Below are 26,791 nucleotides of genomic sequence, written 5' to 3' on the forward strand. Positions count from 1 at the left end.
CAGGTGTTTTTATGCCGATCCGTTCCCCAGCAGTGCGTATGGTGACAGAACGTGAGTGAGGACGACGTCGGTCGGGGCGCGATCGTGATCGTCGGTGGGATCGTCGCGGCGGTCCTCGGGTTCCTGATCTTCGTGGTCCTCCCGGGATCGCTCGCGGATCTCCTCGGCCTGCTGGTGACCGTCGGCGTCGTGATCCTCGGGACGCGTGCCGCCGGGGATCTGGCCGACTCGGTCTTCCCGGATTACAACGCCGCGGAGGTCGCAGTCGAGGGACCGATCACCCGCGACGGAGCGACGCCCGGGCCGATCCCCGGCGGGTCCGTGGGCACCACGGCCGACGACGTGGTCGAACAGATCGAACGTGCCGACGAGGACGACGCCGCCGAGGCGTTGCTGGTGAAACTCGACACGCCGGGCGGGGAGGTGGTGCCGAGCGACGACATCCGGCGGGCGGCCGCCGACTTCGACGGGCCGACCGTCGCCTACGCGACCGACGTCTGTGCCAGCGGCGGCTACTGGATCGCCAGCGGCTGTGACGAACTCTGGGCGCGGCAGGCGAGCATCGTCGGGAGCATCGGCGTCATCGGCTCCCGGGTGAACGTCTCCGAGTTGGCCGACGAGTTGGGCGTTTCCTACGAGCGCTTCGCGGCGGGCGAGTACAAGGACGCGGGGATGCCCCTGAAGGAACTCTCGGCGGACGAACGCGAGTACCTCCAGGGCATCATCGACGGCTTCTACGAGGACTTCGTCGAGCGCGTCGCCGAGGGCCGAGGGATGGACCCCGAGGCGATCCGGGACACCGAGGCCCGCATCTACCTCGGCGACGACGCCCACGAGTTGGGTCTGGTCGACGAACTCGGCGACCGGGACGATATCGAGGAGCACGTCGCGGATCTGATCGATACGGAGGTGTCGGTCCGCGAGTTCGAACCCGAGCGGGGGTTGGCGGACCGGCTCCGTGGCGGCGCGGCGGCCGTCGCCTACGCCTTCGGCGCCGGTGTGGCTGGCACCGTGGCCGACGACGAACGGGGCTTCCGGCTCCGCTTCTGACCGGTCGGGGACGGGAGATATTTATCCCCGTGGATAGTTCTCACGACCGTGACGACGCTCGTCCTGTGTGTCGACCGCGCCGACGACATCGGGCGGACGGTCGGCGTGTCGATGCCCGTCGACGGGTGGGACGCGGTGCAGTCGCTGGTGACGGAGGTGGGCCTCGCGGACCCCGAGGACTCGACGGTCAACTGCCTGCTGGAGGCGCTGCGTGTCACGCGTGACCTCCGGAGCGACGGCGAGGACGCCCTCGTCGCCGTCGTCTCGGGATCCGGCGACACCGCGGTCGGTGCCGACCGCTCGGTGGCCGCACAGGTCGACGAACTCCTCGACCGCCACGACCCGGACTCGGCGATCATCGTCACCGACAGCGCCGACGACGAACGTCTCGTTCCCATCGTGGAGAGCCGCCTGCCGGTCGACTCCGTCGACCGAGTCGTCGTCAGGCAGGCCCGCGACATCGAATCCACGTACTACCTCCTCAAGCAGTTCCTCGCCGACGAGGAACTCCGATCGACCGTGTTGGTCCCGCTCGGCGTCGGCTTGCTCCTCCTGCCGGTGTTGCTCGTGCGGTTCTCGTTGCCCGTGGCGCTCGCGGGGCTCGCCTCCCTGCTCGGCGCCGCGGTGCTGTACAAGGGGCTCGCCATCGACACGTACATCGCGCGGCTCCCGGACCGAACCCGGGACGCGCTCTACTCCGGACAGGTGTCGGTCGTCACCTACGCCGTCGCCGGCGGCCTCGCTCTCGTCGGCGCCTTCCTCGGCGCGCTGGCCGTCGAGACGACGGCGGAGGGCGTCGTCGTTCCAGTCATGCAGTTCGCGTACAGCGCCATCCCGTGGCTGGCGCTGGCGGCGCTCACGGCCAGCGCCGGCCGTCTCCTCGACGAACTCATCGACTCGGACCGCGTGCCGCGACCGTATCTGAACCTCCCCTTCGGCGTCGTCGCCCTCGGCCTCGTCGTCCGTGGATTCGCGGGGTACTTCCTCGAACGCGAGGGCGTCCTCGGGAACCTGCGGCTGTTCGGACTCACGGTCCCGGCCACCGAACGGCTCGCGCTCTTCGTCGTCTCGGCCATCGTCGTCTCGCTCGTCGGCGTGCGGGTGGCCGCGAACGTCGCCGATCATCCCGAGGAGGAGGCCGACGTCGACGCGGCCGAGCGCTCGTAACGGCGGTCGTCGCGTCTACCAGGGGGCGAAGTCGGGATCGACCATCCGCTCCCGGCGGTCGATGCCGTCGATCCGCGCCACGTCCTCGTCGTCGAGGTCGAGCGTCCGCGACGCCCAGTTGTCGCGGACGTGCTCCTCGCCGGTCGCCTTCGGGATGGCGGTCACGTCCTTCTCGCGGAGCCAGGCGAGCGACACCTGCGCCTCGCTGACGCCGTGTTTCTCCGCGACCGCCTGGATCTCCGGGACGTCGAACACCTCGCCGCGGGCCAGCGGCGAGTAGGCGACCACCTCGATCCCGTGGTCGGCACAGTGGGCGCGCAGTTCCTCCTGTGGGAGCAGCGGGTGACACTCGATCTGGTTGGCGAAGATGGGGGCGTCGGCAGTCTCGACGGCCTCGGTCACCTGCGCCGGCTCGAAGTTGCTGATCCCGATCCGGTCGATCAGGCCGTCGTCGTACAGGTCGTCGAAGGCGCCGAGGGTCTCGGCGGGGTCGTACGCCCGGGCCGGCCAGTGGACGTAGAGCAGGTCGACGGCGTCCACGCCGAGTTTCTCCAAACTCCGTTCGGTCGTCTCCCGGACGTCCGCCGGCGCGAGGTTGTCGATCCACACTTTCGTCGCCAGGAACACGTCCTCGCGGGGGACCGACGCCCGTGCGATTCCGTCCCCGACCTCCGCCTCGTTGTCGTAGGCCTGTGCGGTGTCGACGTGGCGGTAGCCCATCTCCAGGGCCGTCGCCACCGTCCCCGCACACTCCTCGGGATCGGTGTTCTGCCACGTTCCGAGGCCGAGGACTGGCATTCCCTTCGACCGTTGCACGTCGCTGGAGGATCGAGACATACGCGAACGGAGGGTGGAGACGCCGAAAGGAGTTGTGGAAGGGCCGGTTCGTGCCGGTACCGTCGTCCCGCGTCGTCGAACGCTTCCCGTGTGGCCGTTCGGGTGTCGGAGGCTACGGTCCGGCCAGACGTTCGCGGGCGAACTTGCCGAGCAGGGGGATGTCGCCGAGATGGAGGAGCTTCAGCATCGCGCGGACGTTGCCCGCGTTGGCCTTCGCCAGCGTGTCGCTCCCGGTGCCCTTGAGGTCCGTCATCAGCGTGTCGTACCGTTCGTTGGACGCGAGATAGAGGAGTTCGGTCATCAGCAGCCGTTCGCGCATCCGGGGGGCGACCTCGCTGTGCCACAGCTTGCTGTAGACGGACATCGCCTCCGCCGAGGTGTCGGGGTCGGCCTCGGTGAAACAGCGGTCGGCGGTGATGGCGGCCATCCGCCCCGACTTCATCCCCTTGTGGATGCCCTCGCCCCAGAGCGGATCGATCGTCGGCACGGCGTCGCCGATGGCCATGAAGCCGTCCGTACAGAGCTGTCCGGGCATCTGGATGTGAGCCGAGCCGCGGTGTTGCTGTTTCTCGGAGATGCGTTCGGCGTCGGCAAAGCGCGGGTCGGCATCGAGCCAGTGGTTGAAGTAGTCGTCGATGCTCGCCCCGTCGCGGCCGTAGCGCTCGTGGCTCTCGTTTTGGATGTAACAGAGGCCGACCTTCGCGGTGTCGCCGCCGGTGTGGAAGATCCAGGAGTAGCCACCGGGGGCGTACTCGTGGTCCAAGCGGAGCATCATCGTGTCGGTCAGGTCGGCGTAGTTCGGGTGGTCGACGTCCACGCCGGACATCTCCCACTCGATCCCGATGGCCTGCTGTTCCCGCCGCAGGTCGCTCACCCCGAGTTCCTTGGCGAGGGGCGCGGCCGGCCCCGTCGCGTCGACGACGATGTCGGCGTACGCCTCCTCGCCGCCCGCGTACCGGACCCCGGCGATGTCGCCGTCCTCCATGATCGCTCCGTTCGCGCGGGCGTCGAACCGGTAGGTCGCCCCCTCCGATCGGCCCTCCCGGACCAGCCACTGCTTGAACTCCGCGAACTCCAGGACTGCACCGGGCTGGTGCTGGACGTAGTGGTGGTTCGGCGACTCCAACACCACGTCGTCGGTGTAGTTCATCACCACCTCGTCGGGCACGCCGAAGGAGGCCATCATCGAGGGGAAGGTCCCGGCGGTCGACTTGTTGCTCTGGCGGGGGAAGGTGTCCTCGGGTTCGGCTTCGAGGACGAGAACGTCGTAGTCCCGCTGAGCGAGGTCGCGCGCACACTGGGCCCCGGCAGGCCCCGCGCCGGCGACGATCACGTCGAAACGGTCGGACATATGTTTCCCTACCGGGAGAGCGTAATCAGTCTTGCTGAACCGGACGAGAGCGATACGTCGGGTGCTCTCGCCGACCGTTCTCGCTTCCCGGTGCCGGTCGATCAGACGTCGCCGTCGCAGACGTTTTCCAACACGTCCCGGAGCGCGTCACGGAGGTAGAGCGTCGACTCGTAACGATCCTCCCGTTCGGTCGCCAGCGCGGTCAGGACGACGTCGTCGACGGCCTCGGGGACGTCCGCGAGGTCGCTTGGCGGTGCAGGCCTCTCGGTCCGGGGCCATCCGGCGTCACCGCGGAACGGCGGTCGTCCGGTGGACAGTTCGTAACAGATCGCGCCCAGTTGGTAGACATCGGTGACCGTATCGACCGGGGAATCGTCGTCGAACTGCTCGGGCGCGGCGTACGTCGGCGTGTACTCCGCCCGCTCCCGCGCCCCGTCGAGCAGCCGCCGGGAGAGCCCCCAGTCGGCCACCTTCGGGACGTCCCACCCGTCCTCGACCGACCGGAAGAGCACGTTCGCCGGTTTCAGATCGAGATGGGCGACGCCGTGCCGGTGGGCGTGGTGGACACCCCGCGTCGTCGCGAGGGCGGTCCAGAGCGCCTGTGTCGTCGACAGTTCCCCCGCCCGGTCGCTCAGATCCCCGCCCTTCATGAACTCCATCGCGATCCACGGCACCGGCCGCTCGCCCCAGTCGACGACGCCGACGACGTGGTCGTGATCGTCGAGCCCCGCCCACGTCCGTGCCTCCTCGACGAACCGTTCGCCGATCTCAGCGTGGAGGGTCCCCGAGAACCGCGGTTCCTTGAGCGCGACCGTCAGGTTGCCCCCCTCGACCGTCGCCTCGTAGACGTCGGCGCGGCCACCCCGGCCGATCCGGTCGCCCCGCACGAGCGCCCCGTAGTCGAGGCTCCGGTCGGGCGCCCGAGGGACCTCCTCGGGTGGGCCGCGCTCCGCCGTCCCCGACCCGTCGCTCACGACGACCGTCGCCGGCCGTTCGACCCGTCCGTCCCGCGCGTAGCCGACGCGACGGACCTCGAGGATCGCCCCCTCCGGACGCGTGGACTCCACCGTCGTGCCCGCACTGTGCCGATCGGGGTCCAGCGACGTCCCCGGGTCGGGGTCGACGAGCGCGACGCCGATCCCTTCGAGCGCGCTGTCGATCCGTCGACGCGTGGAGCGAACCCACCCGTGGAGCCGGTCGACGGTCCCCGGATCGCCGTCGACCGCCCGGTCGATGTCGTCGGCGACCGCGACCACGTCGTCGGCGATCGTCCCGGTCACCTCCCCGGCCGTCAGCCGGTCGAGCTTCCGACGCGTCGCGCGCAACCCCTCCTGGATCCGTCCGGGGCCGTCGGCGTCGGCGGCGAGCGCCCGCGTCAGGTCGTCGCGGACGTCGAGGAGGCGTTCGACCTCGTCGCCCGTCGGCGACCGGTCGACACGGCGGGGGGCCACCTCCCCGTCCCGTCCGTCACCGTCGACGCCCTCGGCGTCGGCCGTCCCCGCGCCGTCGGTGTTCGCGTCGCCGTCCCCCTCGTCCGCCGCCGCGAACGCCCGGAACTCGGCCGTCTCGGCGGCGCCGTCCGTCTCGGCCGTCGACGAGACGGTCAGGATACCGTCCGCGTCGACCGCGAACTCGATCCCGACCTCGGGGGTGCCCGCCGGCGCCCGCGGAACCTCCGGGACGGTGAACTCGCCGATCGGTTCCGGGTCGTCCTCGCCGCGCAGGACCCGCACCCGGACGGACGTCCGGTCGTCCTCGTCCGTGGTGACCGTCTTCGACTCCCGGCAGGGGAGCGGCGTCCCCGCCTCGACGAGCGTGTCGACCCCGCCAGCCGCCGTCTCGACGCCGAGGGCGGCCGGCAGGAGCGGTGGCCGGGTTATCCCGGGCACGTCGCCGGTGTGAACGCGGTTCGTCGGGAGCGGTTCGTGGGCGTACGCCGGCCTGTAGGCGGCGATCGGCTCCGGATCGTCCGGCGGGACGTCGGGAAGGTCCGAGTCGTCCAGCCGGACGTCGGGAGGGTGGTCCAGGTAGTCCGGCAACTCCCCGAACAGGACCCACCGACTCCAGGCGATCGCCGAGTCGGTGAGTCGCGGTCCCTCCCCGATCGAGAGGCCGCCCAGCGTCTCCCCGTCCGCACTCTCGGCGCCGACGTTGACGACCTCGCGGCCGACGTCGACGCGAACGTCGATCCGGGGCTCTCCGGCCGGCGCGTCCGGGATACCCGTCGCCACGAAATCGCCGAGGTCGACGCCGTCGGCCACGCCGGGGCCTCCCTCGCGTATCCGAATCCGGGCCTCGCGCTGTCCGTCGACCGTCGTCGTGAACGTCTTCGACCTGTCGGTGGGGATCGACGTGTCCCCCTCGACGATCGGCTCGAAGTCCTCGTCGTCGACCGCGACGCCGATCGGACGCGGACGCTGATCGATCAGGACGACGTCGTCGACCGGTCCGGCGAGGATCCCGCCCTGGACCGCGGCTCCGAACGCGCCGGCGACGGCCGGATCGACGCCGGTCGAGGGGACCAGATCGACGGCCGCTTCGATCGCCTCCCGAACCGCGGGCATCCGCGTCGCACCCCCGACGAGGACGACGTCGTCGACGTCGGTAGGCGCGACCCCGGCCGCGTCGAGGACGGCTTCGATCCGCTCGACGAGACGGTCGCGGAGTTCGGCGGTCATCCCGTCGAGTTGCTCCCGTGTCAGGGTCTCCTCCAGGTCGAGCGGGCCGTCGTCGGTGAAGGTGACGTACGGCAGGCTGATCTCGTATCGGTCGCGGGCGGTGAGGTCGGTCCGGGCGTCGGCCGCCGCCTCGATCAGCCGTCGCCGGGACCCTGCGTCGTCCCGGAGGTCGACGCCGTGGTCGGCGTCGAACCGCTCCGCGAGGTGGTCGACGACCGCCCGGTCCCAGTCGTCGCCGCCGAGGTCGCTCCCGTCGGTCGCCTCGGCGATGTACGCACCGCGGTCGACTTCGAGGACGCCCACGTCGAACGTTCCGCCGCCGAGGTCACAGACGAGTACGTTCGGTTCGGTCCCGTGGCTCGGCTTCGCGGCCATCGCGGCCGCGGACGTCGCGAGGAGGATCCGCTCGGTCCGGAGGCCGGCGAGCGAAACCGCGTCTCTCAGACGCCGTCGGTACGCCGACGTCGCACGGTTCGGGACCGTGAGGACCACGCCGCGCGGCGTCGACTCGTCGCCGTCCGTCGCCGCGGGGACCGCCGTCGCGACGACCGCCGCCGCGAGCGTCTCCGGCGGGTAGGAGACGCCGTCGACGACGAGCGCGTCGCCCGTCCGGAGGCGATCGACGAGGTCGGTCGCCCGCCGCTCGGGGTCGATCGTCGCGGCGGTGGCTCGTTTCCCGGCCAGTAGCGTCCCGTCGTCGCCGACCGCGACGACGGTCGGGGTCGCCTCGCGACCCTCCGCGTTCGTGACCGGCCGGGGACGGTCGCCGTCGTAGACGGCACAGCGGGTCGTCGTCGTGCCGAAATCGAGTCCGATGAAACTTCCCTGCAGGGACGGTGACACGGTCAGAAGGGGAGCGGTCGGCCGTGTTACTTCTTGGGTGGGTCGGCCGCCTCAGTAGAACTCGCGGACGAGGTCCATCGCGTCCTCGGGCGCGCCGTCGGGGATGTCGGACATGTCCGCATCGACGCCGTGGCTCCGCTCGTAGGGCACCGACTCCTCGTCCCGGTAGAGGACGCCCTGGTACTCCTTGCCCGGATCGAGGATGCGCGAGCGGGCGTCGTCGTAGCTCGTCGGATCGTGGTCGGTGTCCGCGAGGTCGACGATGTGATCGCGGAAGTAGTCGTAGGTGTCCACGTCGTTGAACGTCACGCAGGGGGAGAACACGTTGACGAAGCCGAAGCCGTCGTGTTCGACGGCCTGTTTGACGATTTCGGCGTGGCGCTGGGCGTCCGTCGAGAACGACTGCGCGATGAAGGTACCGCTGGCGGCGAGCGCGAGCGCCAGCGGGTTGACCGGCGGTTGCTGGGGCCCCTCGGGCGTGGTCGACGTCTCGAAGTCCTCGCGACTGGTCGGCGAGGCCTGCCCCTTGGTGAGCCCGTAGATGCGGTTGTCCATGACCACGTAGGTCATGTCGATGTTGCGGCGGACGGCGTGGATGAAGTGCCCGGCGCCGATGGAGTAGCCGTCGCCGTCGCCGCCCGCGACCATCACCTCGACGTCGGGGTTGGCGAGTTTGACCCCGGCGCCGACCGGGAGCGCCCGGCCGTGGACGCCGTGGAGGGCGTAGGAACGCATGTACGTCCCGATCTTGCCGGAACAGCCGATGCCGGCGACGACGAACGTCTCGTCGGGGCTGTTGCCGGTTTCGGCGAGCGCTTTCATCATCCCGTTCATCGTCCCGAAGTCGCCGCATCCGGGACACCAGGTCGGCTGTGCGTCGGACTTGAAGTCGGTGAATCGAACGTTGGAACTCATGCGGTGGCCTCCTCGGCTCCTTCGTCGGTCGCTAACACGTCCGCGATCCGCTCGGCGAGTTCGTCCGCCTTGAATCGGACGCCGTCGTACTTGTTGATGCGGGTGACCCGCGTCAGCGTGTCGTGTTCGATCAGGTCCGCGAACTGCCCGGTCGCGTTACACTCGACGACGATGGTCTCCTCGGCGGCGTCGACGGCGTCCGTCAGGTCCGGCCGCGGGAAGACGTAGGGCACCGAGAGATAGCGGGCCTCGATCCCCTCCTCGTCGAGGAAGGACTTGGCCTCGATCAGCGCCCCCTCGTTCGATCCCCACGAGAGCACGAGCGTGTCGGCGTCGGGGTCGCCGAACTCGCGTGGCTCGAACGGTTCGCGCTCCCGGGCCGTCTCGACTTTCCGGGTCCGCTTGTCGACCTGGCGGACGCGCATGTCGGTGTCCTCCGTCCGGCGACCGAGTTCGTCGTGTTCGAGGCCGGTGGACATGTGGACGCCGCCCTCGGTCCCCGGGAAGGCGCGAGGACTGATCCCGTCCTCGGTGAGGGCGTGGGGTTTGAACCGCCCCGACTCGTCTTGCCACTCGCCGACCGTCCCCTCGTCGACGACCTTGCCGCGCTCGATTTCGACGGCGTCCATGTCGAACTCCTCGGGCGGGTAGGTCTGTTCGGTGACCGCAAGCGAGAGGTCGGCGGTCAGGTAGACGGGAAGCTGGTACTTCTCCGCGAGGTTGAACGCCTCGACGGTCTTGTGGAAACACTCGGCGATGGTCGTCGGCGCGAGGACGAACCGCGGCACCTCGCCGTGGCCGCCGTAGAGCATCGCGTTCAGGTCGCCCTGCTCCTGTTTGGTCGGCATCCCGGTCGAGGGTCCCGAGCGCATCACGTTACAGATGACCAGCGGCGTCTCGCTGGTGGCGACCAGGCCGAACGTCTCGGCCATGAGGTCGATTCCGGGCCCGGAGGTGGCAGTCATCGAACGGGCGCCGGCGCGCGCGGCGCCGAGGGCCATGTTGATGGCCGAGAGTTCGTCCTCGGCCTGGACGACGTGGCCGCCGTACTGTTCGATCCGTCCGGTGAGGTACTCCATCACGTCCGTCGCGGGGGTGATCGGATAGCCGGCGTAGAACCGACAGCCGGCGGCGATGGCACCCATCCCGATGGCCTCGTCGCCGTTCAGGAGGACGTAGTTCTCGTCGGTGCACTCCAGTTCGAACCCGAACGCCTCGTCGTAGTTCTCGAGGACGTACTCCCGGCCCTTTCGGGCGGCGGCCTTGTTGTTCTCGACGATGGCGGCCCCCTTGTCGCCGAACCGCTTCTCGAGGGCGCTGTCGAGGTTCTCGATCGGGAACTCACTCACTGCGCACGCGGCCCCGAGCGCGACGACGTTCCGCATGATCGCGCCGCCGGCCTCCTCGGCGAGGGCCTGCAGCGGCACGTCCAGGCCGATCATCCCCTCGGGGATCTCGACGTCCTCCATCGTCGTCCGGTCCCCGTCGTAGATGATGACGCTGCCCTCGTGGAGTTCGTCGAGGTTCTCGTCGATCGTCCGCTGGGTGAGCGCGATGAGTACGTCCAGACGGTCGACGACGCTCTGAACCTGGTCTACGGACGTGCGGACCTTGTACGCCGTGTACCCGCCCCGGATGCGGGACGCGAAGTCCTTGGAGGTGAACACGTGCCGACCGGCCCTCGAGAGCGCCTGGGCGAAGATTTTCCCGGTGGAGTCGATGCCGTCACCCGCTTCTCCACCGATCGCCCAGTTGAAGTCCGCAGGCATGCTGTGTGGGACGTATCCCCGGATCGGTCAAAAGCCTTCTGAATGGTTCGGGTTCCCGCAATACCAGCCGCGCGCGGGCCGATGCGTCCGCGTTCTCGGCGCCGAACCGACCGCCGGGGCCGGCGTCCACACTGACGCCGGACGCTATGGCGTAGGTTTATCACGAATGATTGGAAAGTCTATTCTGACATATGTCCGAGGAAGACATCGAACTGGAGGCGAGGCTCGAAGAGCAGGCGACGTTCGAGCCCTCGGATTCGTTCGTCGAGCAGGCGAACGTATCGGATCCCAGTGTATACGAGGAGTTCGACGAGAACTGGCCGAACTGTTGGCAGGCGGCGGCCGAACTCCTCGACTGGGACGAGGAGTACGATCAGGTGCTCGACGACTCGAACCCGCCCTTCTACGAGTGGTTCACCGACGGCACGCTGAACGCGTCGACCAACTGTCTCGACCGCCACCTCGACGAGCGCGGCGACGAACCGGCCATCGAGTGGGTCGGCGAACCCGTCGACGAGGACGACCGGACGTTCACCTACGCGGAGCTCCACCGCGAGGTCAACGAGTGTGCGGCGGCGCTTCGGGACCTCGGCGTCGGCGAGGACGACGTCGTGACGATGTACATGCCGATGATCCCCGAGCTCCCCATCGCCATGCTGGCGTGTGCGCGGATCGGCGCGCCCCACAGTGTGGTGTTCGCGGGCTTCTCGGCGGATGCGCTGGCGACCCGGATGAACGCCGCGGACTCGGAGTACTTGATCACCTGCGACGGGTACTATCGCCGTGGCGACCCCCTCGATCACCTCTCGAAGGCCAACGAGGGCCTCGCGGGCGTCGACCACGAAGTGTCCGACGTGGTCGTGGCCGAGCGGCTCCGCGACGGCGACGGCTTCGGCCACGGCCTGGCGGCCAACCAGCACACCTACGACGGCCTCGTCGCCGACCACGAGGGGGCGACCGTCGACCCCGTCAAGCGGGACGCCGAGGACATGCTGTTCCTGATGTACACTTCGGGGACGACGGGCCAGCCGAAGGGGGTCAAACACACCACCGGTGGCTACCTCGCGTGGACCGCCTGGACTTCGCAGGCGGTGCTCGACATCAAGCCCGAGGACACCTACTTCTGTTCGGCCGACATCGGCTGGATCACCGGCCACTCCTACATCGTCTACGGCCCGCTCGCGCTCGGGACGACGACGATGATGTACGAGGGGACGCCGGACCACCCCGATCGGGACCGCCTCTGGGAGATCGTCGAGGAGTACGAGGCCACCCAGCTCTACACCGCACCCACCGCCATCCGCGCGTTCATGAAGTGGGGCGGGGAGTACCCCGACCGACACGACCTCTCCAGCCTCCGGCTGCTGGGCACCGTCGGCGAGCCCATCAACCCGCGGGCCTGGAAGTGGTACTACAAACACATCGGGAACGAGGAGTGTCCCATCGTGGACACCTGGTGGCAGACCGAGACGGGCGGCATGATGGTCACCACCCTCCCGGGCGTCAAGACGATGAAGCCCGGCTCCGCCGGGCCGCCCCTCCCGGGCGTCGACGCCCAGGTCGTCGACACGAACGGCGATCCGGTCGAAGCCGGGCGCGCCGGCTACCTCACCGTTCGGAAGCCGTGGCCCGGGATGCTCCGAACGCTGTACAAGAACGACGAGCGGTACATCGAGGAGTACTGGGCCGAGTACTCCGACACCGACAGCTCGGACCCCGAGGACTGGGTGTACTTCCCGGAGGACGGCGCCAAACTCGACGAGGACGGCTACATCACCGTCCTCGGTCGCGTCGACGACGTGCTCAACGTCTCGGGCCACCGCCTCGGGACCATGGAGATCGAGTCCGCCATCGTCGGCGTCGAGGGCGTCGCCGAGGCCGCGGTCGTCGGCGGCGACCACGAGGTGAAAGGCGAGGCCGTCTACGCCTACGTCATCACCGAGGACGGGTACGAGGAGGACGACGCGCTCCGCGACCGCATCGTCCAGGCCGTCGAGGACGCCATCGGCCCCATCGCCCGCCCCGAGCGCGTGGTCTTCTCGCCGGACCTGCCCAAAACCCGGTCGGGCAAGATCATGCGCCGTCTGCTGGAGGATATCGCCAACGAGGCCGAACTGGGCGACACCTCGACGCTCCGTAACCCCGACATCGTCGAGGACATCCAAGGCAAGATCAGCGGCGACTGATCGGTCGTCGCGACCGGTCGATCCCGCTCCGAGGCCCCCGCTTACCCCGCGTTTCGTCGCGACTCCCGCCAGATCGTCGCCAGTTCGTACACGAAGACCCCGGCGACCAGCGCCAGCGATCCCCAGATCAGGACCGCGAAGCCGAGCGCGGAGAGGGTCACCGTCGCTCACCCCCCGAGCCGTCGGTCGCCTCGTCGTCGAGGCGTCGGATCGTCCGGTCGAGCCGGTCGAGGTCGAACCGCTCGTCGCCGACGCGAGCGGCCACGACGGTCAGGGCCGTCGAAAGGGCGGCGGCGCCGATAAAGGAGCGGAAGTAGGTGGCCGCCGGCAGCCCGGAGAGCGGCAGGACACCGCGGGCGGGCGGGAAGAGGGCCAGTCCGACGACGAGGGCAACCAGACTCGCCGTCAGGGCGCCGGCGGACGTTGCACGCCGCGAGAAGAGGCCGTGCAGGAGCGGGATGAAGGTGGCCGCCGCGAGCAGGTCGGCGAGGAGAAAGAGCGTGAGCACGGAGTAGCCCTGCGCGCCGACGACCGTCGCGGCCGCGGCGACGACGACGGTCACGCCGCGGGCGGTCGCGGTGAGGCGGTCCCCCGAGAGGTCGAGGAGCCGCGGAAGATCCGCGGTGACGACGCTCGCGATGGCGTTGAACAGCGTGTCGGCGCTGGAGACCACGAGCAGGACGGCCAGGACGGCGACGGCGACGACGGCCGCGTCGGGGAGCACCTCGGTCACGACGAGGAAAAAGGAGACGCTGGCGTCCCCTGGCGCCTCGACGAGGCCGAGGCCGACGGCGATGGGGCCGAACACGCCCGCCAGGAGGACCATCGGGACGACGGCGACGGCGGCGACGAGGAAGGACCGACGGAGCGTCCCCTCGTCGCTCGCGGCGTAGACCCGCTGCCACCACGCCTGGTTCAGCATCTCGGCGCCGACGACGGCGACGACGACGTAGGCCCCGAACTCCAGGCCGGTGGCCGACCCGACGGTCAGGAGTTCGGGCGCGCTGTCGACGACGGCGGCGTGGGCGGCGTCGGTCCCACCCAGCGCGAGCACCGTGACGACGACGCTCACCATCAGGAGCGGGAGGATGAGCACGGTCTGGACGGTGTCGGTGACGATGCTCGCACGGAGGCCGCCGTAGCCGGTGTACGCGAGGACGGTGACGCCGACGACGGTCGCGGTCTGCCAGCCGGGCACCCCCGCGACGAGCGAGAGCGCGCTCGCGATGCCGGTGAACTCCGCGGCGAGGAAGACGAACATGTAGGCGACGCTGACGACGAGGACGTACGCGTACATCGCCGTCCCGTAGCGGGCGTAGGCGTACTCGGTGAGGCTGTGGCCGCGGGGGAGGAGTTGCCGGATGCGGGGGCCGACGACGGCGAAGGCGGCGAGCGCGAGCGCCGACCCGGCCGCGTAGCCGGCGACGGCCGTGATTCCGCCGAAGGCCGCGCCGGCCTCCGCGGGACTGAACAGGATCCACGCCCCCATGCTCGAGGCGACGAGCGTCGCGGTCAGCGTCCCGCCGCCGGCCGAGTTCCGGGCGGTGAGGTAGTCCTCGACGGTCTCGATGCGCCCCCGGGCGTACCACGCGCCGAACGCCGCGAAGGCGAGCAGGACGACGGTCAGCAGTCCGAGCAGCGCCGTCGTGGTCACCACGGTGATTCCTCCGTTCGCGTCGGTCGTGCCATACTCCCGGCTGGACGGCCGACGAAATAATACTTTGTGATATAACCGGGTAATCGCCGCTAGAGGTAGCTGGCGTCCCACCGGGTCGGCTTGCGTCGGTTCTCGCAGTCGTTACAGACGACACGGCCCATCGTGTCCATCGAGACGGCGAAGCTATCGCAGTTGCCACAGAGGTAGCCGTACCGCTCCGAGCGGTCCCGGTCGAGGTACACCGAGTAGAACGGGCCGTCGGCACCGCGGACGCTCTCCTCGAGGGCGACGTACACCTGCCGGCCGTCGGGGAGCGTCGCCGCCTCGGAGAGCACCTGTCGGCCGCCGGCACCCGGGAACTTGGAGTAGAGCATCTCGACGAACGGCTCGCCGCCGATCTCGACGGTCCGTTCGCCGATCCGCTCGAAGTCCTCGTTCTCGTAGAAGTCGGTCCCCGCCTCGTTGGCGGACAGCACGCGCCCCTCGATGCGGCCGACGCCGTGTTCGAGCAGGCGCTGTTCGAGCGTCTCCAGCAGCCGGTCGCCGATCCCGACGCCGCGGCTGTCGGGTTCGACGTGGAGCCAGTCGATCTCGCCGACGGTCTCGCGCCGTTCGACGACGTAACTCTGGGCGAACCCGACGAGCCGACCGTCGTCGTCCGCGACGAGGAACTCGGTGTCCGGATCGTCGAGGTCGTCGGTGAGCGTCCCCTCGTCGTACCACCGCTCGACGGCCTGTGCGATGATTTCGTCCTCCAGTGCGTGGCCGTACGACGCGGCGAGGGAGTGGTGTGCGACGGTTCTGATCCCTTCGATGTCCTCAGCCCGTGCCTCGCGAATGTCCATGTTGAAACTGTGTACGGTGACGCTCCTTAAAGTGTCTCGGTGAGCGTGACGGGAGTGTCGAGGAACGCCGGCCCGTCCTGTCGCCCTTTTGATGATGGCTCGGAACGATCACGCTCAGTTCGAGCACGGGTCGTCGGCGACGTCCGGCAGCGTCGTCACCTCGCGGTCGGGGTGTGCGCCGATGGCCTCCGGCGGGTCGCGCCGACGGTTCACCCACGTCGTCGCCATGCCCGCGTTGCCGGCGCCGGCGACGTCCCAGGCGTTCGAGGAGACGAGTCGACAGTCGTCGAGCGGTCGGTCGAGGGTCTCGGCGGCGTGTTCGTACACCGAAGGGTCGGGCTTGAAGGTCCGTACCCCGTGGGCGCTGACGATTCCGTCGAGGTGAGACCGAAGCCCAGCGTTCTCCGCGAGCCGTTCCAGCATCGCGGGGTTGCCGTTCGAGAGAACCACCACCTCGTGGCCGGCCGTCGACAGGCGGTCGAGGGTCTCCGCCGCTCCCGGGAACGGCTCCAGATGGTCGTACGTCTCGCGGATGCGTTCGCGGGTCGACGCGTCGGGATCGAGGTCGAACTGGGCCAGCGCGTACTCGAGCGCGTGGCCGGTGATCTCCCAGAACGGCTCGTAGTCGTCCATCTGTGCGCTCTGGTAGGAGTACTGGAGCTGTTTGCGGCGCCACACCTCGTCGACCGCCGCCACCAGCCGGTCCGCGACGTCGAGTTCCTCGCCCAGGCGGGCGCGCACGCTACTCGTATCACACAGGGTTCCGTACATGTCGAAGCAGATGCCGGCCATGTCCGGTGGATAGGGGCGATTCGCTTGTATTCGTTCCCCCGCTCGATGGTGCACGAAGACGAACGGATCGGCGTCGATCAGTGCCGCGTCGTCGACGACGGTATTGCCTCTTCGTGGCCGATTCGAATCCATACCGTCCCCGAGCCCGACATTTTATGACGATTGTATGATTGTATCGGACAGTGATGCCAGGGCCAGCCGACGACGACCGGATCCCGGAGGCGGTCGCCCCGCACACGTTGTCGGACTTCGGGTATGGCGACCTGGAGAAAGGGAAGCGGATTGGCACGGGGGGCGACGCGGACGTGTACCGTGCGACCCTCGACCAGGACGGCTATACGTACCCGATCGCAGTCAAGGAACCGCGATTCGAAGGTACGATTCGGAAGCGCGTCTTCCAGAGGTTCGAAACGGAGGCAGAGACGTGGGAAAGCCTAAACCACCACGAAAACGTCGTCTCCGTCTACACGTGGGGTGCGGAACCACTCCCGTGGCTCGCCCTGGAGTTCATGGACGGTGGGACGCTCGAAGCACAGCTCGGATCGATCGACGTCGCCGAGGCACTGTGGCTCTCCGGCCGTATCGCCGAGGGGATTCGATACGGCCATCGTCACGGTGTCGCCCACCTCGACATCAAACCCACGAACGTGCTGTTGCGGGATACGCCGGAGGGCAAGTGGGACTATCCGAAGGTCAGCGATTGGGGCTGGCCAAGATGCTACTGGACCACTCCAATAGCATCGAGGGAATCTCACCGACGTATGCCGCGCCGGAACAGTTCGACGCCGAGGAGTACGGAAGCCCCGACGATATCACCGACATCTACCAACTGGGGACGCTAGTGTACGCGTTGGTGGCGGGTGAGCCGCCGTTTTCCGGATCGTCGACGGCCGTCATGCAGGGTGTTCTACGGGAGGACCCGGACCCGCCGTCGACGGTCAATCCCGAGGTACCGGCGGCCGTCGACGAGGCCGTGCTGAAGGCGCTGGCAAAGGACAAAGCCGATCGGTACGACGGGGTCCTCACTTTCAGGAAGGAACTGGATCGGCTCTTTGCGGAACACGTCTCGGACGACGTGGTCGGCGGGAACCCCCCGACAGCGTCCCCGGCACCCGAACCGACGGATCGGACGACCGAGAGGGATGCCGAAACGGTGGCAGACAGCACCGAAACGGTTGCCACCGGCTCCCGGACTGGGTCGCGGTCAGCAGTCGACCAGGACGAGGGTTCGCCGGCCTCCGCTACACGACACGGGACGGGGTCGGACGGCGCTCCGCTGGTGTCGCGCCGATCCGTACTCGGCCTCCTGAGTGTGGGCGTGCTGGGAGGGGGTGGCGTGATGGTCACCCGAATCACCGGCGACGACGAACCCTCTTCGTCGGGGTCGGCCCCACTCGGGGGTAGCGGTGACGGTGGCGGCGGATCGGAGTATTCCGAACTCGGCAACTACCCCATCGAAGGCGACACAGCGACGTTCGGGTTCACCGTGCCCCAGTCCGGGCCCTACGCCGCTGAGGGGGAGGACGAACTCCGGGGGTACGAGCTCGCGGTCGATCACCTCAACAACGGCGGCGGCTGGGTCGACTCCCGGTTCGACGACCTCTCCGGTGACGGCGTCCTCGACTATCGGATCGATTCGGTGAGCGGAGACACGGAGACGGACGCCGACACCGCGCGCCAGTGGGCGGCGCGGATGATCCGGCGTGACGACGCGATCATGGTGAGCGGTGGCTCGTCCTCGGCGGTGACCATCGCGGTCCAGGACCTGTGCCAGCAGGAACGGACCGTGTTCATGGGGTGTCTGACCCACTCGAACTACACGACTGGACGGGACTGCTTGCGTTACGGCTTCCGCGAGATGTTCAACGTGCACATGACGGGACAGGCGCTGGCGCCGGTCCTCCGTGACGAGTACGGCGAGGGGCTGCAGTTCTACCAGCTCTACGCCGACTACAGCTGGGGACGGACCCAGCAGGAGTCGATGAACCAGTTCCTCTCCGAGACGGCCGGGTGGAAGCAGGTCGACTCGGTGGCGACGCCGCTCGGCACCAGCGACTACTCCTCGTACCTCTCGGAGGCATCGAACTCCGGGGCGGACGTCCTCGTGCTCAACCACTACGGACTGGACGGCGCGACGTCGGTCAGTCAGGCGGTCGACGCCGGTCTCGCCGAGGACATGGAACTCGTCGTCCCGTTATACAACCGGCCGATGGCCGAGGCCGCGGGTGCCGCCATCGAGGGCGTCTTCGGCACCGTCGCGTGGGACGCCCAGATCGACAACACGCCGTCCCAGGAGTTCCTCCAAGCGTTCCAGGACGAGTACGACCGCGTCCCCTCCGGCGTGGCACACCTCGCCTACGCCCAGACGCTCCAGTACGCGGCGGCCGTCGAGCGCGCCGGCACCTTCTACCCGCCCGAGGTCATCCGCCAACTCGAGGACTACGAGTACGACAACATCGGCATGGGCTCCGAGACGATGCGCGCGTGCGACCACCAGGCCCAGCGTGCCGTTCCGGTCGTCCGCGGCCTCCCGGAGTCCGAACAGCGGACGGGGCAGTACTACGAGCTCATCGACCTGACCAGCCGCGACGAACTCGGCTACGGCTGTGACGAAGGCCCGGCCGCGGAGTGCGAACTCGGCGAGTACGGCGACGAGTAGTCGTCGCGCTGTCCCCCGTCGAACACGACCGACCGATACGCAACACAACGCCGGTCACTAGACGGGTCGGGCCCGACGCCGGGGAATCCTGGAGTTTCACATCGAATCTAGGACGCCGCGTGACGGTCGTGACCGGCGGGGAGTCGCCGCCAGATGCGTCTAGTCGTCGGTGTCGCCGGCCACCATCACCGGCCGGTCGGCGTTCAGAATCACCGACTGCGTGACGCTCCCGAACAGCGCCTTGCCCGTCGGCGACCGCTTCCGTCCGGCGACGACGATCAGGTTCGCGTCCTCGCTTTCCGCCACGTCGAGGATCTGCTCGGCGGGGTCGCCGCTGGACTCGGTCACCGTCACCTCGACTCCTTCCCCTTCGAGATACTCGGTCGCCTCGCGGACGGACCCGATCTGGGGGGCCGAGGCCCCGGTCGGGTTGTCCGTGAAGCTGTGGATGATGGTGACCCGGGCGTCCGAGCCGGCACCCGGCAGGTCGGCGACGGCCTGCGCACACGCGATCGCCCGCTCCTCGTTGTCGTCGACACCCATAACGGCGTGGTACATATTCGGTCTTGGAGCGGCCAGGTCCTAAGTGTCTTCCCTCGAATCCGCCTGCCGGGAAACGTAGGCGACGAGCGCGAGCGGGAGGCCGAGTGCGACCGCCACGGTCACGACGCCGTACACCGCGAAGCCGGCGCCGTTCGGCGGGAGCGGAACGAGAAAGAAGAGTCGGGGCGGTTCGCCCATGTCGACGACCTCGCCGAGGACGACCCCGAGGGCGCCGGCTATCGCCACGATGACGACGTAGAGGTACAACACGAACCGGCGGCCGTTCAGGGGCGTCTGCGTCCCGGACACGATCCAGGCTAAGGGAACCGGCCGATTAGCGCTTTCCCTTCGGACCGATGGTCATTTGCCCGCACGCACCGTTGGACCCCGTATGAGCAACACGGACCTCCTCGGGATCGTCCTCGGTTCGGTCGCACTCCTGATGTTCGTCACCGGAATCCTGCTTGCGACCTGACGGAGAACGGCGCCGTCCTTACTCCTCGGTGCCGCCGTCGGCGACGACCTCCTCGTCGCCGCCGTCCGCGATGGCCGTCTCCTGTTTGTCCTCGAACCACTGCCACTCGTTGGTGTACATGCCGTCGTCGCGGAGGTTCCACGGGTCGCCGTCCTGCACCTTGGGACCCTCGAGCCACGAGACGACGAAGTTGTACGTCCAGACGAGGCCGCCGACGAACATCAGCACCGCCCCGAGCGTGGCGAGTTGGTGGAAGGTGGCGAACTGGGGGAGGTACGTGGCGTACCGGCGCGGCATTCCGCCGTAGCCCAGCACGATCATGGCGAGGAAGGTGATGTTCGAGCCGATCATCCACGTCCAGAAGTGGATCTTCCCGAGCCGGCGCTGGTACATCCGACCGGTGAACATCGGGAACCAGTAGTAGAGCCCGGCGAAGCCGGCGAAGGCGATGGCGCCCATGACGACGTAGTGGAAGTGACCGACGACGTAGTAGGTGTCGTGAAGCACCAGGTCGACGGGGATGGAAGCGAGGAAGACGCCCGTGACGCCCCCGAGGATGAAGTTCGAGACGAACCCGACACAGAACAGCATCGGAGTCGTCAGCCGGACCTTCCCGTTCCACATCGTGGTGATCCAGTTGAACGTCTTGACCGCCGAGGGGATGGCGATAGCCATCGACACCGCCATGAACGAGGCACGCAGGCGGGGATCCATCCCCGTCGCGAACATGTGGTGTGCCCAGACACCGAACGAGAGCACGCCGATGGCGAGCGTGGAGTAGACGACGAACTTGAACCCGAACAGCCGCCGCCCCGCGAAGCGCGGGAGGACGTAGCTGACGATGCCCATGGGCGGGAGGACGAGGATGTAGACTTCGGGGTGTCCGAAGAACCAGAACAGGTGTTGCCAGAGCATCGTGCCGCCGGCCTCGATGGCGAAGAAGCTCGTGCCGAGGTTACGATCCAGCAGGAGCATCACGAGCGCGCTCCCGAGCAGCGGGAAGGCAAAGAGGATGAGCCCCGACTGGGTGAGGATGGTCCACGAGAAGATGTCGAGGTTGGCCCAGGTCACCTCCTCGGCGCGTTCGGTGATGATGGTCGCGATGAAGTTGATCGACCCCATCGTCGCCGAGACGCCGGTGAGGTGGAGGCCGAGGATCATCAGGTCGACGCCCGCGTTGGCCTGATTCCCGCCGCCGACGCCGGCCGAAAGCGGCGTGTAGAGCGTCCAGGCGGTCTGGGCGGGGATCACGTCACCGAGCGGGAAGAACCCGGCCCAGATGAGCAGGGCGCCCGGCGGGAGCAGCCAGAACGCGATGGCGTTGATCCGCGGGAACGCCATGTCGTCCGCCCCGATCAGGAGCGGCACGAGGTAGTTCGCGAACGCCGCGATGATGGGCGTTCCGAACAGGAACAGCATGGTGATGCCGTGACTGGTCAGCAGGGAGTTGTAAAACGAGTTCGAGATGAGCGTCATCCCGGGGTCGAGCAACTCGATCCGCATGACCATGATCATCAGGCCGCCGACGACGAAGGCGAGGACGCCGTAGGCGCCGTAGAGGAGCCCGATGTCCTTGTGGTCGACGGTTGTCAGCCAGCGACTGAGTCCCGTCGGTTTCTCCCGTGAGACGTATCCCGACTCGCCGGCCGCACCGCCGCTCCCGAGCGGCGTGTACGACCGCCAGTCTTCGATCCGCGCGAGCCACGCGGCGATGATCACGAGGAAGAACCCCATGAGCACCGTCAACGTTAACTGTCCGGTGATCTGCATGGAAGTTGCTCAGGAACGCAGGGTTAAGAAATATTCGGGTGCGGTTCTCGACGGATCCGCCGCCGTGGGTATGATTCCGGCCCGCCTACTCCTCGTGTTCGTCCTCGATCGGCTCCGCCCCGTCGACCGTCGCCGCCCCGGGCATGTACACCGGGCTGGTCTTCTCCGTCGACGCGATCGCCTTCCCCGAGAGGTAGGTCAGAATCGCGAGCAGGGCGAAGGGTGCGCCCAGTAGCACGTACTGGAGAATGCGCTCGGTCGACCCCAGGGTGAATGGGTTGTATAGGCTGTAGCCGACGATGAAAAAGAAGAGGATGAACAGTGGGATGAAATTCACCGTCAGATCGAGCATCGTGTCCCGATCGAACACTTTCGTCGACATGGCTCATCAAAAATACCGGCCGAACAAATAGGTTTCCATCCGCTGGGAACGGCGTCGACGCGGTGGCCGACGGTCGCTCAGATCGGTTCCCGCTCGGGGACGAACAGTTCCCCGGCCACGCCGGCGGCGGCGAGGATGGCGCCCGCGGCGATGACGGCGTAGCCGCGGGTCACGAGTGCGACGTCGGTGAAGGCGAGGACCCCGCCCACGGCGAACAGGAGGACGGCGAAGACCGCAAGCGGCCGCCAGGCCGTCTCGGCGTAGCCCGCCTCGCGGATCATTCCGGTGAGGCTCCCACAGAACAGGAGCAGTCCCGCCACGGCGACGACGAACACGTCGAACAGGATGCCGAGTTCCGCGATGGGGATGCCGAGCGCGACGAAGGGCGGCCAGGGGCTCGCCATCCGGTACTGGTCACTCAGCCCCGGTTGCTCGTCCATGCCCGCCCGTTTGCGGTCGAGGGTAGAAAACGCTTCGACCCGTCGCCGTCCGCTATCTCGGACGTCGGCGTTCGCCCGCGTCACGCGAGGTTGATCCCGTGCCGGGCGAGAAATCGCCCGACAGCCTTGATCTCGACCGGACTGCCGACGATCCGACACACGGCGTCGTCCGTCGCGAAGACGGTGACGGCGAACTCGGACTCTAGCGTCTCCCTGAGTCCGGAGAGCTCCTCGCAGGGGAGGACGATCTGTGTGCTGTCTCGCAGCCGCTCGGGATCCGGCATCGGTAGCTACCCGACACGTCTCCGTACCCCAGTATAACCGTGTCGAAGTTCTATCACTTGGCGTGGGGACGTCGAAGGAACAGGTTTTTCGACGCCGCCGGCCGAGTGGCGGGTAATGGGTCTGGAGGAGGAGATCGAGGACCTCCGCGAGGAGATCGCCGAGACGCCGTACAACAAATCCACCGAGCAGCACATCGGTCGGCTGAAGGCGAAACTGGCGGAGAAAAAGGAGAAACTCGAACGGCAGGCCTCCTCGGGTGGCGGCGGCGGCTACGCCGTCGAGAAGACCGGCGACGCCACCGTCGGCCTCGTCGGTTTCCCCAGCGTCGGCAAGTCCACCCTGCTCAACGCCCTCACCAACGCCGAAAGCGAGGTCGGCGAGTACGAGTTCACCACCCTCGACGTGAACCCGGGGATGCTCAAACACAACGGCGCCAACATCCAGATCCTCGACGTGCCGGGGCTGATCGAGGGAGCCGCCGGCGGCCGCGGTGGCGGACAGGAGGTGTTGTCGGTCGTGCGGACGACCGACCTCGTCGTCTTCCTCCTCTCGGTGTTCGAGATTCAGCACTACGACCGCCTCCGCGAGGAACTGTACGCCAACAAGGTCCGCCTCGACACGTCGCCGCCGAACCTCTCGATCAACAAGACCGGCAAGGGTGGCCTCCGGGTCACCACTACGGACGACGTGAGCCTCGACGAGGGGACGATCAAGAGCGTCCTGCGGGAACACGGCTACGTCAACGCCGACGTGACGATCCGGGGTGACTGCTCCATCGACGAACTCATCGACGGCATCCAGGACAACCGGGTCTACCTCCCCTCCATCGTCGCGGTCAACAAGGCCGACCTGATCGACAAGGACTACCTCCCGACCGTGGAGGAAGCACTCCGCGACCACGGCCTCGACCCCGACGACGTGGTCTTCATCAGCGCCGAGGACGGACGCGGTCTCGACGCGCTCAAAGAGGAGATCTGGGACGCACTGGGCCTGATCCGCGTGTACATGGACAAGCCGGGCCGCGGCGTCGACTACGAGGAACCGCTCGTCCTGCGCGACGGGGAACACACCGTCGACGACGCGCTCTCGAAACTCGGCGGGACCCTCGACGAGCGGTTCCGCTTCGCCCGCGTCACCGGCCCCAGCGCGCAACACGACGAACAGCAGGTCGGCCGCGACCACGAACTTCAGGACGAGGACGTGATGCGCGTCGTCGCCCGACGATAGTGCCCGCGTCCCCGACCCGCCGACTCGGCGCCATCCTCGCGCTCCTCGCGGTGCCGTGGTCGGTCCAGACCTTCGCCGGCGGGCGTCCGCCGACGTTCGTGTTCCCGTGGGGACTGGCCAACGTCGATCCCGTCGGCGTCACTTTCCTCTGGGACTTCCTCCTCCGTTACACGCGCGGTCTGCCACCGTACATCACCGCCTGGCCGCTCTCGGTCGCGTGTTACCTCCTCGCGCTCACGAGCGCCGCCGCGGGCTGCCGCGGCCGCGAGGATCGCCGGGTGACTGCCGGCCTCCTCGTCGCCGCCGGCGTGGCGCAGTTGACCCTCGCCCGCGGCTTCTCGGTCCAGCCCGGACGGGTCGCCTGGCCGCTCGGAACCGTCGCCTGCTGGGCGGTCGCCTGGTGGTACTACGCACGGCCGTTCCTCGCGTCCGGCGGGAACGGCTGATCGCGACCCGCCGGTTGCGGTACGCTTTTCGCCCCGCCGGTCCACCCGTCGGATATGGACGGAACGCTCGATCACGTCATGATGCGAGTCGCGGATCTCGACGACTCGCTGGAGTGGTATCAGTCCACCCTCGACTACGAGGAGAAGGACCGCTGGGAGGCCGATGACTTCACCATCGTCTACCTCGGTCCCGAGGACATGCACGAGGAGGGGGCGATGCTGGAGCTCACGCACAACCACGACGGCGGGCCCACGGAGATGGGCGACGCGTGGGGGCACATCGCCGTTCGCGTCGAGGACGTCTACGACGCCTACGAGGAACTGATGGACGCCGGCGTCGAGGATTACCGCGACCCCGACTCCTGTGGCGGGAGTTACGCGTTCGTGACGGATCCCGACGGCCACGAGGTGGAGCTGGTCGAACGGGACCAGGGCGCCCGGTGGAGCCTGGATCACACCATGATCCGCGTCGAGGACGCCGACGAGGCTCTGGGCTTCTGGACCCGGAAGTTCGAACACGTCCCGACGGGTCGCTGGGAGGCCGGTACCTTCGCCAACTACTTCACCAAGCCCGCGGGCGCGGCGCCGGAGGCGATGGCGGTCGAGCTCACCTACAACTACGACGGGCGGAGCTACGACATGGGCGACGGCTGGGGACATCTCTGTGTCCGCGTCGACGACCTGCACGAGGACTGGGAGCAACTGATGGAACGCGAGGCGGCTGACTATCGCGACCCCGCCTCCTGTGACGACATGTACGCGTTCACGACGGACCAGGACGGTCACGAGATCGAACTCATCGAGCGCGAGAGCCTGTCGCCGCCGCTGTTTCCCGAGTGATCGGCGGCCGGTCCCGGAACCCGGGCCGAGGGCCCCCAGGGGCCGGCTGCCCGCCGTCGCGGCGAGCGGACACCGAACGGGTTTTAACGCCCGACGCGAAATCCTCGGTAAGGTAGATTATCTATGCAGATGCCACGCCGATTCAACACGTACTGCCCGCACTGCAACGGGCACTTCGAGCACGAGGTCGAGAAAGTGCGTCGCGGTCGCGAGACGGGGATGAAGTGGATCGACCGCCAGCGCGAGCGCAACACGTCCACCATCGGCAACGCCGGGAAGTTCTCGAAGGTGCCGGGTGGCGACAAGCCCACCAAGAAGACCAACCTGAAGTACCGCTGTTCCGAGTGTGGCAAGGCTCACATGCGCGAGGGATGGCGCGCGGGTCGACTGGAGTTCCAGGAATGACGGGGAACTTCGTCACCGTCGAGTGCGCCGACTGTGGCAACGAACAGACCGTCTTCGACAAGGTGTCGACGACGGTGAACTGCGCGGTCTGCGGGAGCACGCTCGCCCGCCCGACGGGCGGCCACGCCGCCTTCGAGGGCGAGGTCACCGGCACCGTCGAGGCACGCTGACACCATGAAGTACAGTGGCTGGCCCGAACCGGGTGAACTCGTCGTCGGCAAGGTCGACGAGATAACCGACTTCGGCGTGTTCGTCGACCTCGAGGAGTACGAGGACAAGCGCGGGCTCGCACACATCAGCGAGGTCGCCAGCGGCTGGATCAAGAACGTCCGCGACCACGTCCGCGAGGGACAGACGGTCGTCGCGAAGGTGCTCGACGTCGACGAGGGGTCCCAGCAGATCGACCTCTCGATCAAGGACGTCAACGAGCACCAGCACAAGGAGAAGATTCAGGAGTGGAAAAACGAGCAGAAGGCCGACAAGTGGATGACACTCGCCCTCGGCGAGGACGTCGCCGACGAGGAGTACCGGCGGGTCGCCGACGCGCTCCTCGCGGAGTTCGAGAGCCTCTACGACGCCTTCGAGTCGGCGGCCATCCACGGCACCGAGGCCCTCGACGACGTCGACCTCGACGACGACGACGTCGAGACGGTCGTCTCCACGGCCCGCGAGAACGTCTCGGTCCCCTACGTCAACGTCACGGGCTACGTCGACCTGGAGTGTCCGAACGGGGACGGCGTCGACCACATCAAGGAGGCGCTGCAGGCCGCGGAAGGCAACGGCGACGTGAGCGACGAGATCGAACTGTCGGTCTCCTACGTCGGGTCGCCGGAGTACCGTATCCAGGTGCAGGCCCCCGACTACAAGCGGGCGGAGTCGGAACTCGAAGCCAGCGCCGAGCGCGCCCGCGAGGCAATCACGACGGCGGGCGGCACGGCACGGTACCACCGCGAGCGCGAGACCGACGACGAATGACCGCTCCGATCGCGTGCCGGAGCCGGCACACGCTCACCGATGCCGGTGCCCGGACGCGAACGGGAGCATGAAGGCGGACATCCGGGTGTGTGGCTCGTGGGAGCGTGCCCACGACCGCCCGGTGTACACGCTCGACGAGACCTGTCCGGAGTGCGGCGCCGAGGCGGTCAACAGCGCGCCCGCGCCGTTCGATCCTGCGGACCCGTACGGGGAGTACCGACGCGCTCTTAAGCGCCGCGAACGCGAATAGGCGG

The 26,791-nt window shown here is 68.2% G+C and carries 26 protein-coding genes; 12 read left to right on the plus strand and 14 right to left on the minus strand.

Going from position 1 to position 26,791, the window contains the following annotated elements:
- Positions 1-51: 51 nt before the first annotated feature.
- Together sppA and NO364_RS01965 are read left to right on the plus strand one after the other, a co-directional pair.
- Positions 52-1,050 (plus strand): signal peptide peptidase SppA, encoded by a 999-nt coding sequence (gene sppA / locus NO364_RS01960; protein WP_257628400.1) that lies wholly within the window; start codon positions 52-54, stop codon positions 1,048-1,050.
- 48 nt (positions 1,051-1,098) lie between these two features.
- Complete coding sequence (locus NO364_RS01965) at positions 1,099-2,217, plus strand: DUF373 family protein (protein WP_157688981.1); 1,119 nt, start codon at positions 1,099-1,101, stop codon at positions 2,215-2,217.
- Positions 2,218-2,232: 15 nt separating this feature from the next.
- Here the strand turns inward: NO364_RS01965 and NO364_RS01970 are convergent, their stop codons facing one another.
- From NO364_RS01970 to NO364_RS01990, 5 genes are all read right to left on the minus strand, one after another.
- A complete protein-coding gene (locus NO364_RS01970; protein ID WP_420191785.1) occupies positions 2,233-3,054 on the minus strand; it encodes an aldo/keto reductase in 822 nt (273 codons plus the stop codon).
- Positions 3,055-3,166: 112 nt separating this feature from the next.
- Positions 3,167-4,405 (minus strand): digeranylgeranylglycerophospholipid reductase, encoded by a 1,239-nt coding sequence (locus tag NO364_RS01975; RefSeq protein WP_257628401.1) that lies wholly within the window; start codon positions 4,403-4,405, stop codon positions 3,167-3,169.
- A 101-nt stretch (positions 4,406-4,506) separates the two neighbouring features.
- Positions 4,507-7,926: a nucleotide exchange factor GrpE gene (gene grpE, locus NO364_RS01980; RefSeq protein WP_257628402.1), complete on the minus strand. Its 3,420-nt coding sequence runs from the start codon at positions 7,924-7,926 to the stop codon at positions 4,507-4,509.
- A gap of 51 nt (positions 7,927-7,977) precedes the next feature.
- Positions 7,978-8,841 carry a 2-oxoacid:ferredoxin oxidoreductase subunit beta gene (locus tag NO364_RS01985; protein WP_157688976.1) on the minus strand — a complete coding sequence of 288 codons (864 nt, stop codon included), beginning with the start codon at positions 8,839-8,841 and terminating at the stop codon, positions 7,978-7,980.
- On the minus strand, positions 8,838-10,610 hold the full coding sequence (locus tag NO364_RS01990; protein WP_157688974.1) for a 2-oxoacid:acceptor oxidoreductase subunit alpha: 1,773 nt from the start codon (positions 10,608-10,610) through the stop codon (positions 8,838-8,840). The genes NO364_RS01985 and NO364_RS01990 overlap by 4 nt, the downstream gene beginning before the upstream one ends.
- A gap of 191 nt (positions 10,611-10,801) precedes the next feature.
- Between NO364_RS01990 and acs the strand changes: the two genes are divergently transcribed.
- Positions 10,802-12,796 carry an acetate--CoA ligase gene (acs, locus tag NO364_RS01995; RefSeq protein WP_257628403.1) on the plus strand — a complete coding sequence of 665 codons (1,995 nt, stop codon included), beginning with the start codon at positions 10,802-10,804 and terminating at the stop codon, positions 12,794-12,796.
- 157 nt (positions 12,797-12,953) lie between these two features.
- Here acs and NO364_RS02000 read toward each other — a convergent pair whose 3' ends face one another.
- The 3 genes from NO364_RS02000 to NO364_RS02010 form a co-directional block, all read right to left on the minus strand.
- The gene (locus NO364_RS02000) at positions 12,954-14,453 is read right to left on the minus strand and encodes a sodium:solute symporter family transporter (protein WP_157688970.1); all 1,500 of its coding nucleotides are present in this window, start codon (positions 14,451-14,453) and stop codon (positions 12,954-12,956) included.
- 89 nt (positions 14,454-14,542) lie between these two features.
- Positions 14,543-15,298: a GNAT family N-acetyltransferase gene (locus tag NO364_RS02005; protein WP_157688968.1), complete on the minus strand. Its 756-nt coding sequence runs from the start codon at positions 15,296-15,298 to the stop codon at positions 14,543-14,545.
- Between the two features lie 114 nt (positions 15,299-15,412).
- The gene (locus tag NO364_RS02010) at positions 15,413-16,090 is read right to left on the minus strand and encodes a haloacid dehalogenase type II (RefSeq protein ID WP_257628405.1); all 678 of its coding nucleotides are present in this window, start codon (positions 16,088-16,090) and stop codon (positions 15,413-15,415) included.
- A gap of 185 nt (positions 16,091-16,275) precedes the next feature.
- On the opposite strand from NO364_RS02010, the gene NO364_RS02015 reads away from it, so the two are divergent.
- Complete coding sequence (locus NO364_RS02015; protein WP_257628406.1) at positions 16,276-16,932, plus strand: protein kinase domain-containing protein; 657 nt, start codon at positions 16,276-16,278, stop codon at positions 16,930-16,932.
- 497 nt (positions 16,933-17,429) lie between these two features.
- Positions 17,430-18,749: a substrate-binding protein gene (locus tag NO364_RS02020; protein ID WP_257629136.1), complete on the plus strand. Its 1,320-nt coding sequence runs from the start codon at positions 17,430-17,432 to the stop codon at positions 18,747-18,749.
- A gap of 159 nt (positions 18,750-18,908) precedes the next feature.
- Here the strand turns inward: NO364_RS02020 and NO364_RS02025 are convergent, their stop codons facing one another.
- From NO364_RS02025 to NO364_RS02050, 6 genes are all read right to left on the minus strand, one after another.
- Entirely contained in the window at positions 18,909-19,307 is a 399-nt protein-coding gene (locus tag NO364_RS02025; protein WP_157688962.1) for a universal stress protein, read from the minus strand.
- A 24-nt stretch (positions 19,308-19,331) separates the two neighbouring features.
- Positions 19,332-19,601: a DUF7520 family protein gene (locus NO364_RS02030; protein ID WP_257628407.1), complete on the minus strand. Its 270-nt coding sequence runs from the start codon at positions 19,599-19,601 to the stop codon at positions 19,332-19,334.
- Positions 19,602-19,785: 184 nt separating this feature from the next.
- Entirely contained in the window at positions 19,786-21,501 is a 1,716-nt protein-coding gene (locus NO364_RS02035; RefSeq protein ID WP_157691089.1) for a cbb3-type cytochrome c oxidase subunit I, read from the minus strand.
- Between the two features lie 121 nt (positions 21,502-21,622).
- Positions 21,623-21,919, minus strand: a complete 297-nt coding sequence (locus NO364_RS02040) for a DUF6684 family protein (RefSeq protein ID WP_157688958.1) — start codon at positions 21,917-21,919, stop codon at positions 21,623-21,625.
- A gap of 77 nt (positions 21,920-21,996) precedes the next feature.
- Positions 21,997-22,359, minus strand: a complete 363-nt coding sequence (locus tag NO364_RS02045; RefSeq protein WP_157688956.1) for a DUF7541 family protein — start codon at positions 22,357-22,359, stop codon at positions 21,997-21,999.
- An 80-nt stretch (positions 22,360-22,439) separates the two neighbouring features.
- Entirely contained in the window at positions 22,440-22,643 is a 204-nt protein-coding gene (locus NO364_RS02050; RefSeq protein WP_157688954.1) for a VNG_1110C family protein, read from the minus strand.
- Positions 22,644-22,758: 115 nt separating this feature from the next.
- Between NO364_RS02050 and NO364_RS02055 the strand changes: the two genes are divergently transcribed.
- From NO364_RS02055 to NO364_RS02085, 7 genes are all read left to right on the plus strand, one after another.
- Positions 22,759-23,871 carry an OBG GTPase family GTP-binding protein gene (locus NO364_RS02055; RefSeq protein WP_157688952.1) on the plus strand — a complete coding sequence of 371 codons (1,113 nt, stop codon included), beginning with the start codon at positions 22,759-22,761 and terminating at the stop codon, positions 23,869-23,871.
- Positions 23,871-24,317 (plus strand): TIGR04206 family protein, encoded by a 447-nt coding sequence (locus NO364_RS02060; RefSeq protein WP_157688950.1) that lies wholly within the window; start codon positions 23,871-23,873, stop codon positions 24,315-24,317. Before NO364_RS02055 ends, NO364_RS02060 begins: the two co-directional genes overlap by 1 nt.
- Before the next feature lie 54 nt (positions 24,318-24,371).
- On the plus strand, positions 24,372-25,157 hold the full coding sequence (locus tag NO364_RS02065) for a VOC family protein (protein ID WP_257628408.1): 786 nt from the start codon (positions 24,372-24,374) through the stop codon (positions 25,155-25,157).
- A gap of 123 nt (positions 25,158-25,280) precedes the next feature.
- A complete protein-coding gene (locus NO364_RS02070) occupies positions 25,281-25,562 on the plus strand; it encodes a 50S ribosomal protein L44e (protein ID WP_092631957.1) in 282 nt (93 codons plus the stop codon).
- The gene (locus NO364_RS02075) at positions 25,559-25,732 is read left to right on the plus strand and encodes a 30S ribosomal protein S27e (RefSeq protein ID WP_157688946.1); all 174 of its coding nucleotides are present in this window, start codon (positions 25,559-25,561) and stop codon (positions 25,730-25,732) included. Before NO364_RS02070 ends, NO364_RS02075 begins: the two co-directional genes overlap by 4 nt.
- 4 nt (positions 25,733-25,736) lie before the next feature.
- On the plus strand, positions 25,737-26,537 hold the full coding sequence (locus NO364_RS02080) for a translation initiation factor IF-2 subunit alpha (RefSeq protein ID WP_157688944.1): 801 nt from the start codon (positions 25,737-25,739) through the stop codon (positions 26,535-26,537).
- 67 nt (positions 26,538-26,604) lie between these two features.
- A complete protein-coding gene (locus NO364_RS02085; protein WP_157688942.1) occupies positions 26,605-26,787 on the plus strand; it encodes an RNA-protein complex protein Nop10 in 183 nt (60 codons plus the stop codon).
- The last annotated feature ends 4 nt before the right edge of the window (positions 26,788-26,791 follow it).

The organism is Haloplanus salinarum (assembly GCF_024498175.1).
GTDB lineage: Archaea > Halobacteriota > Halobacteria > Halobacteriales > Haloferacaceae > Haloplanus > Haloplanus salinarum.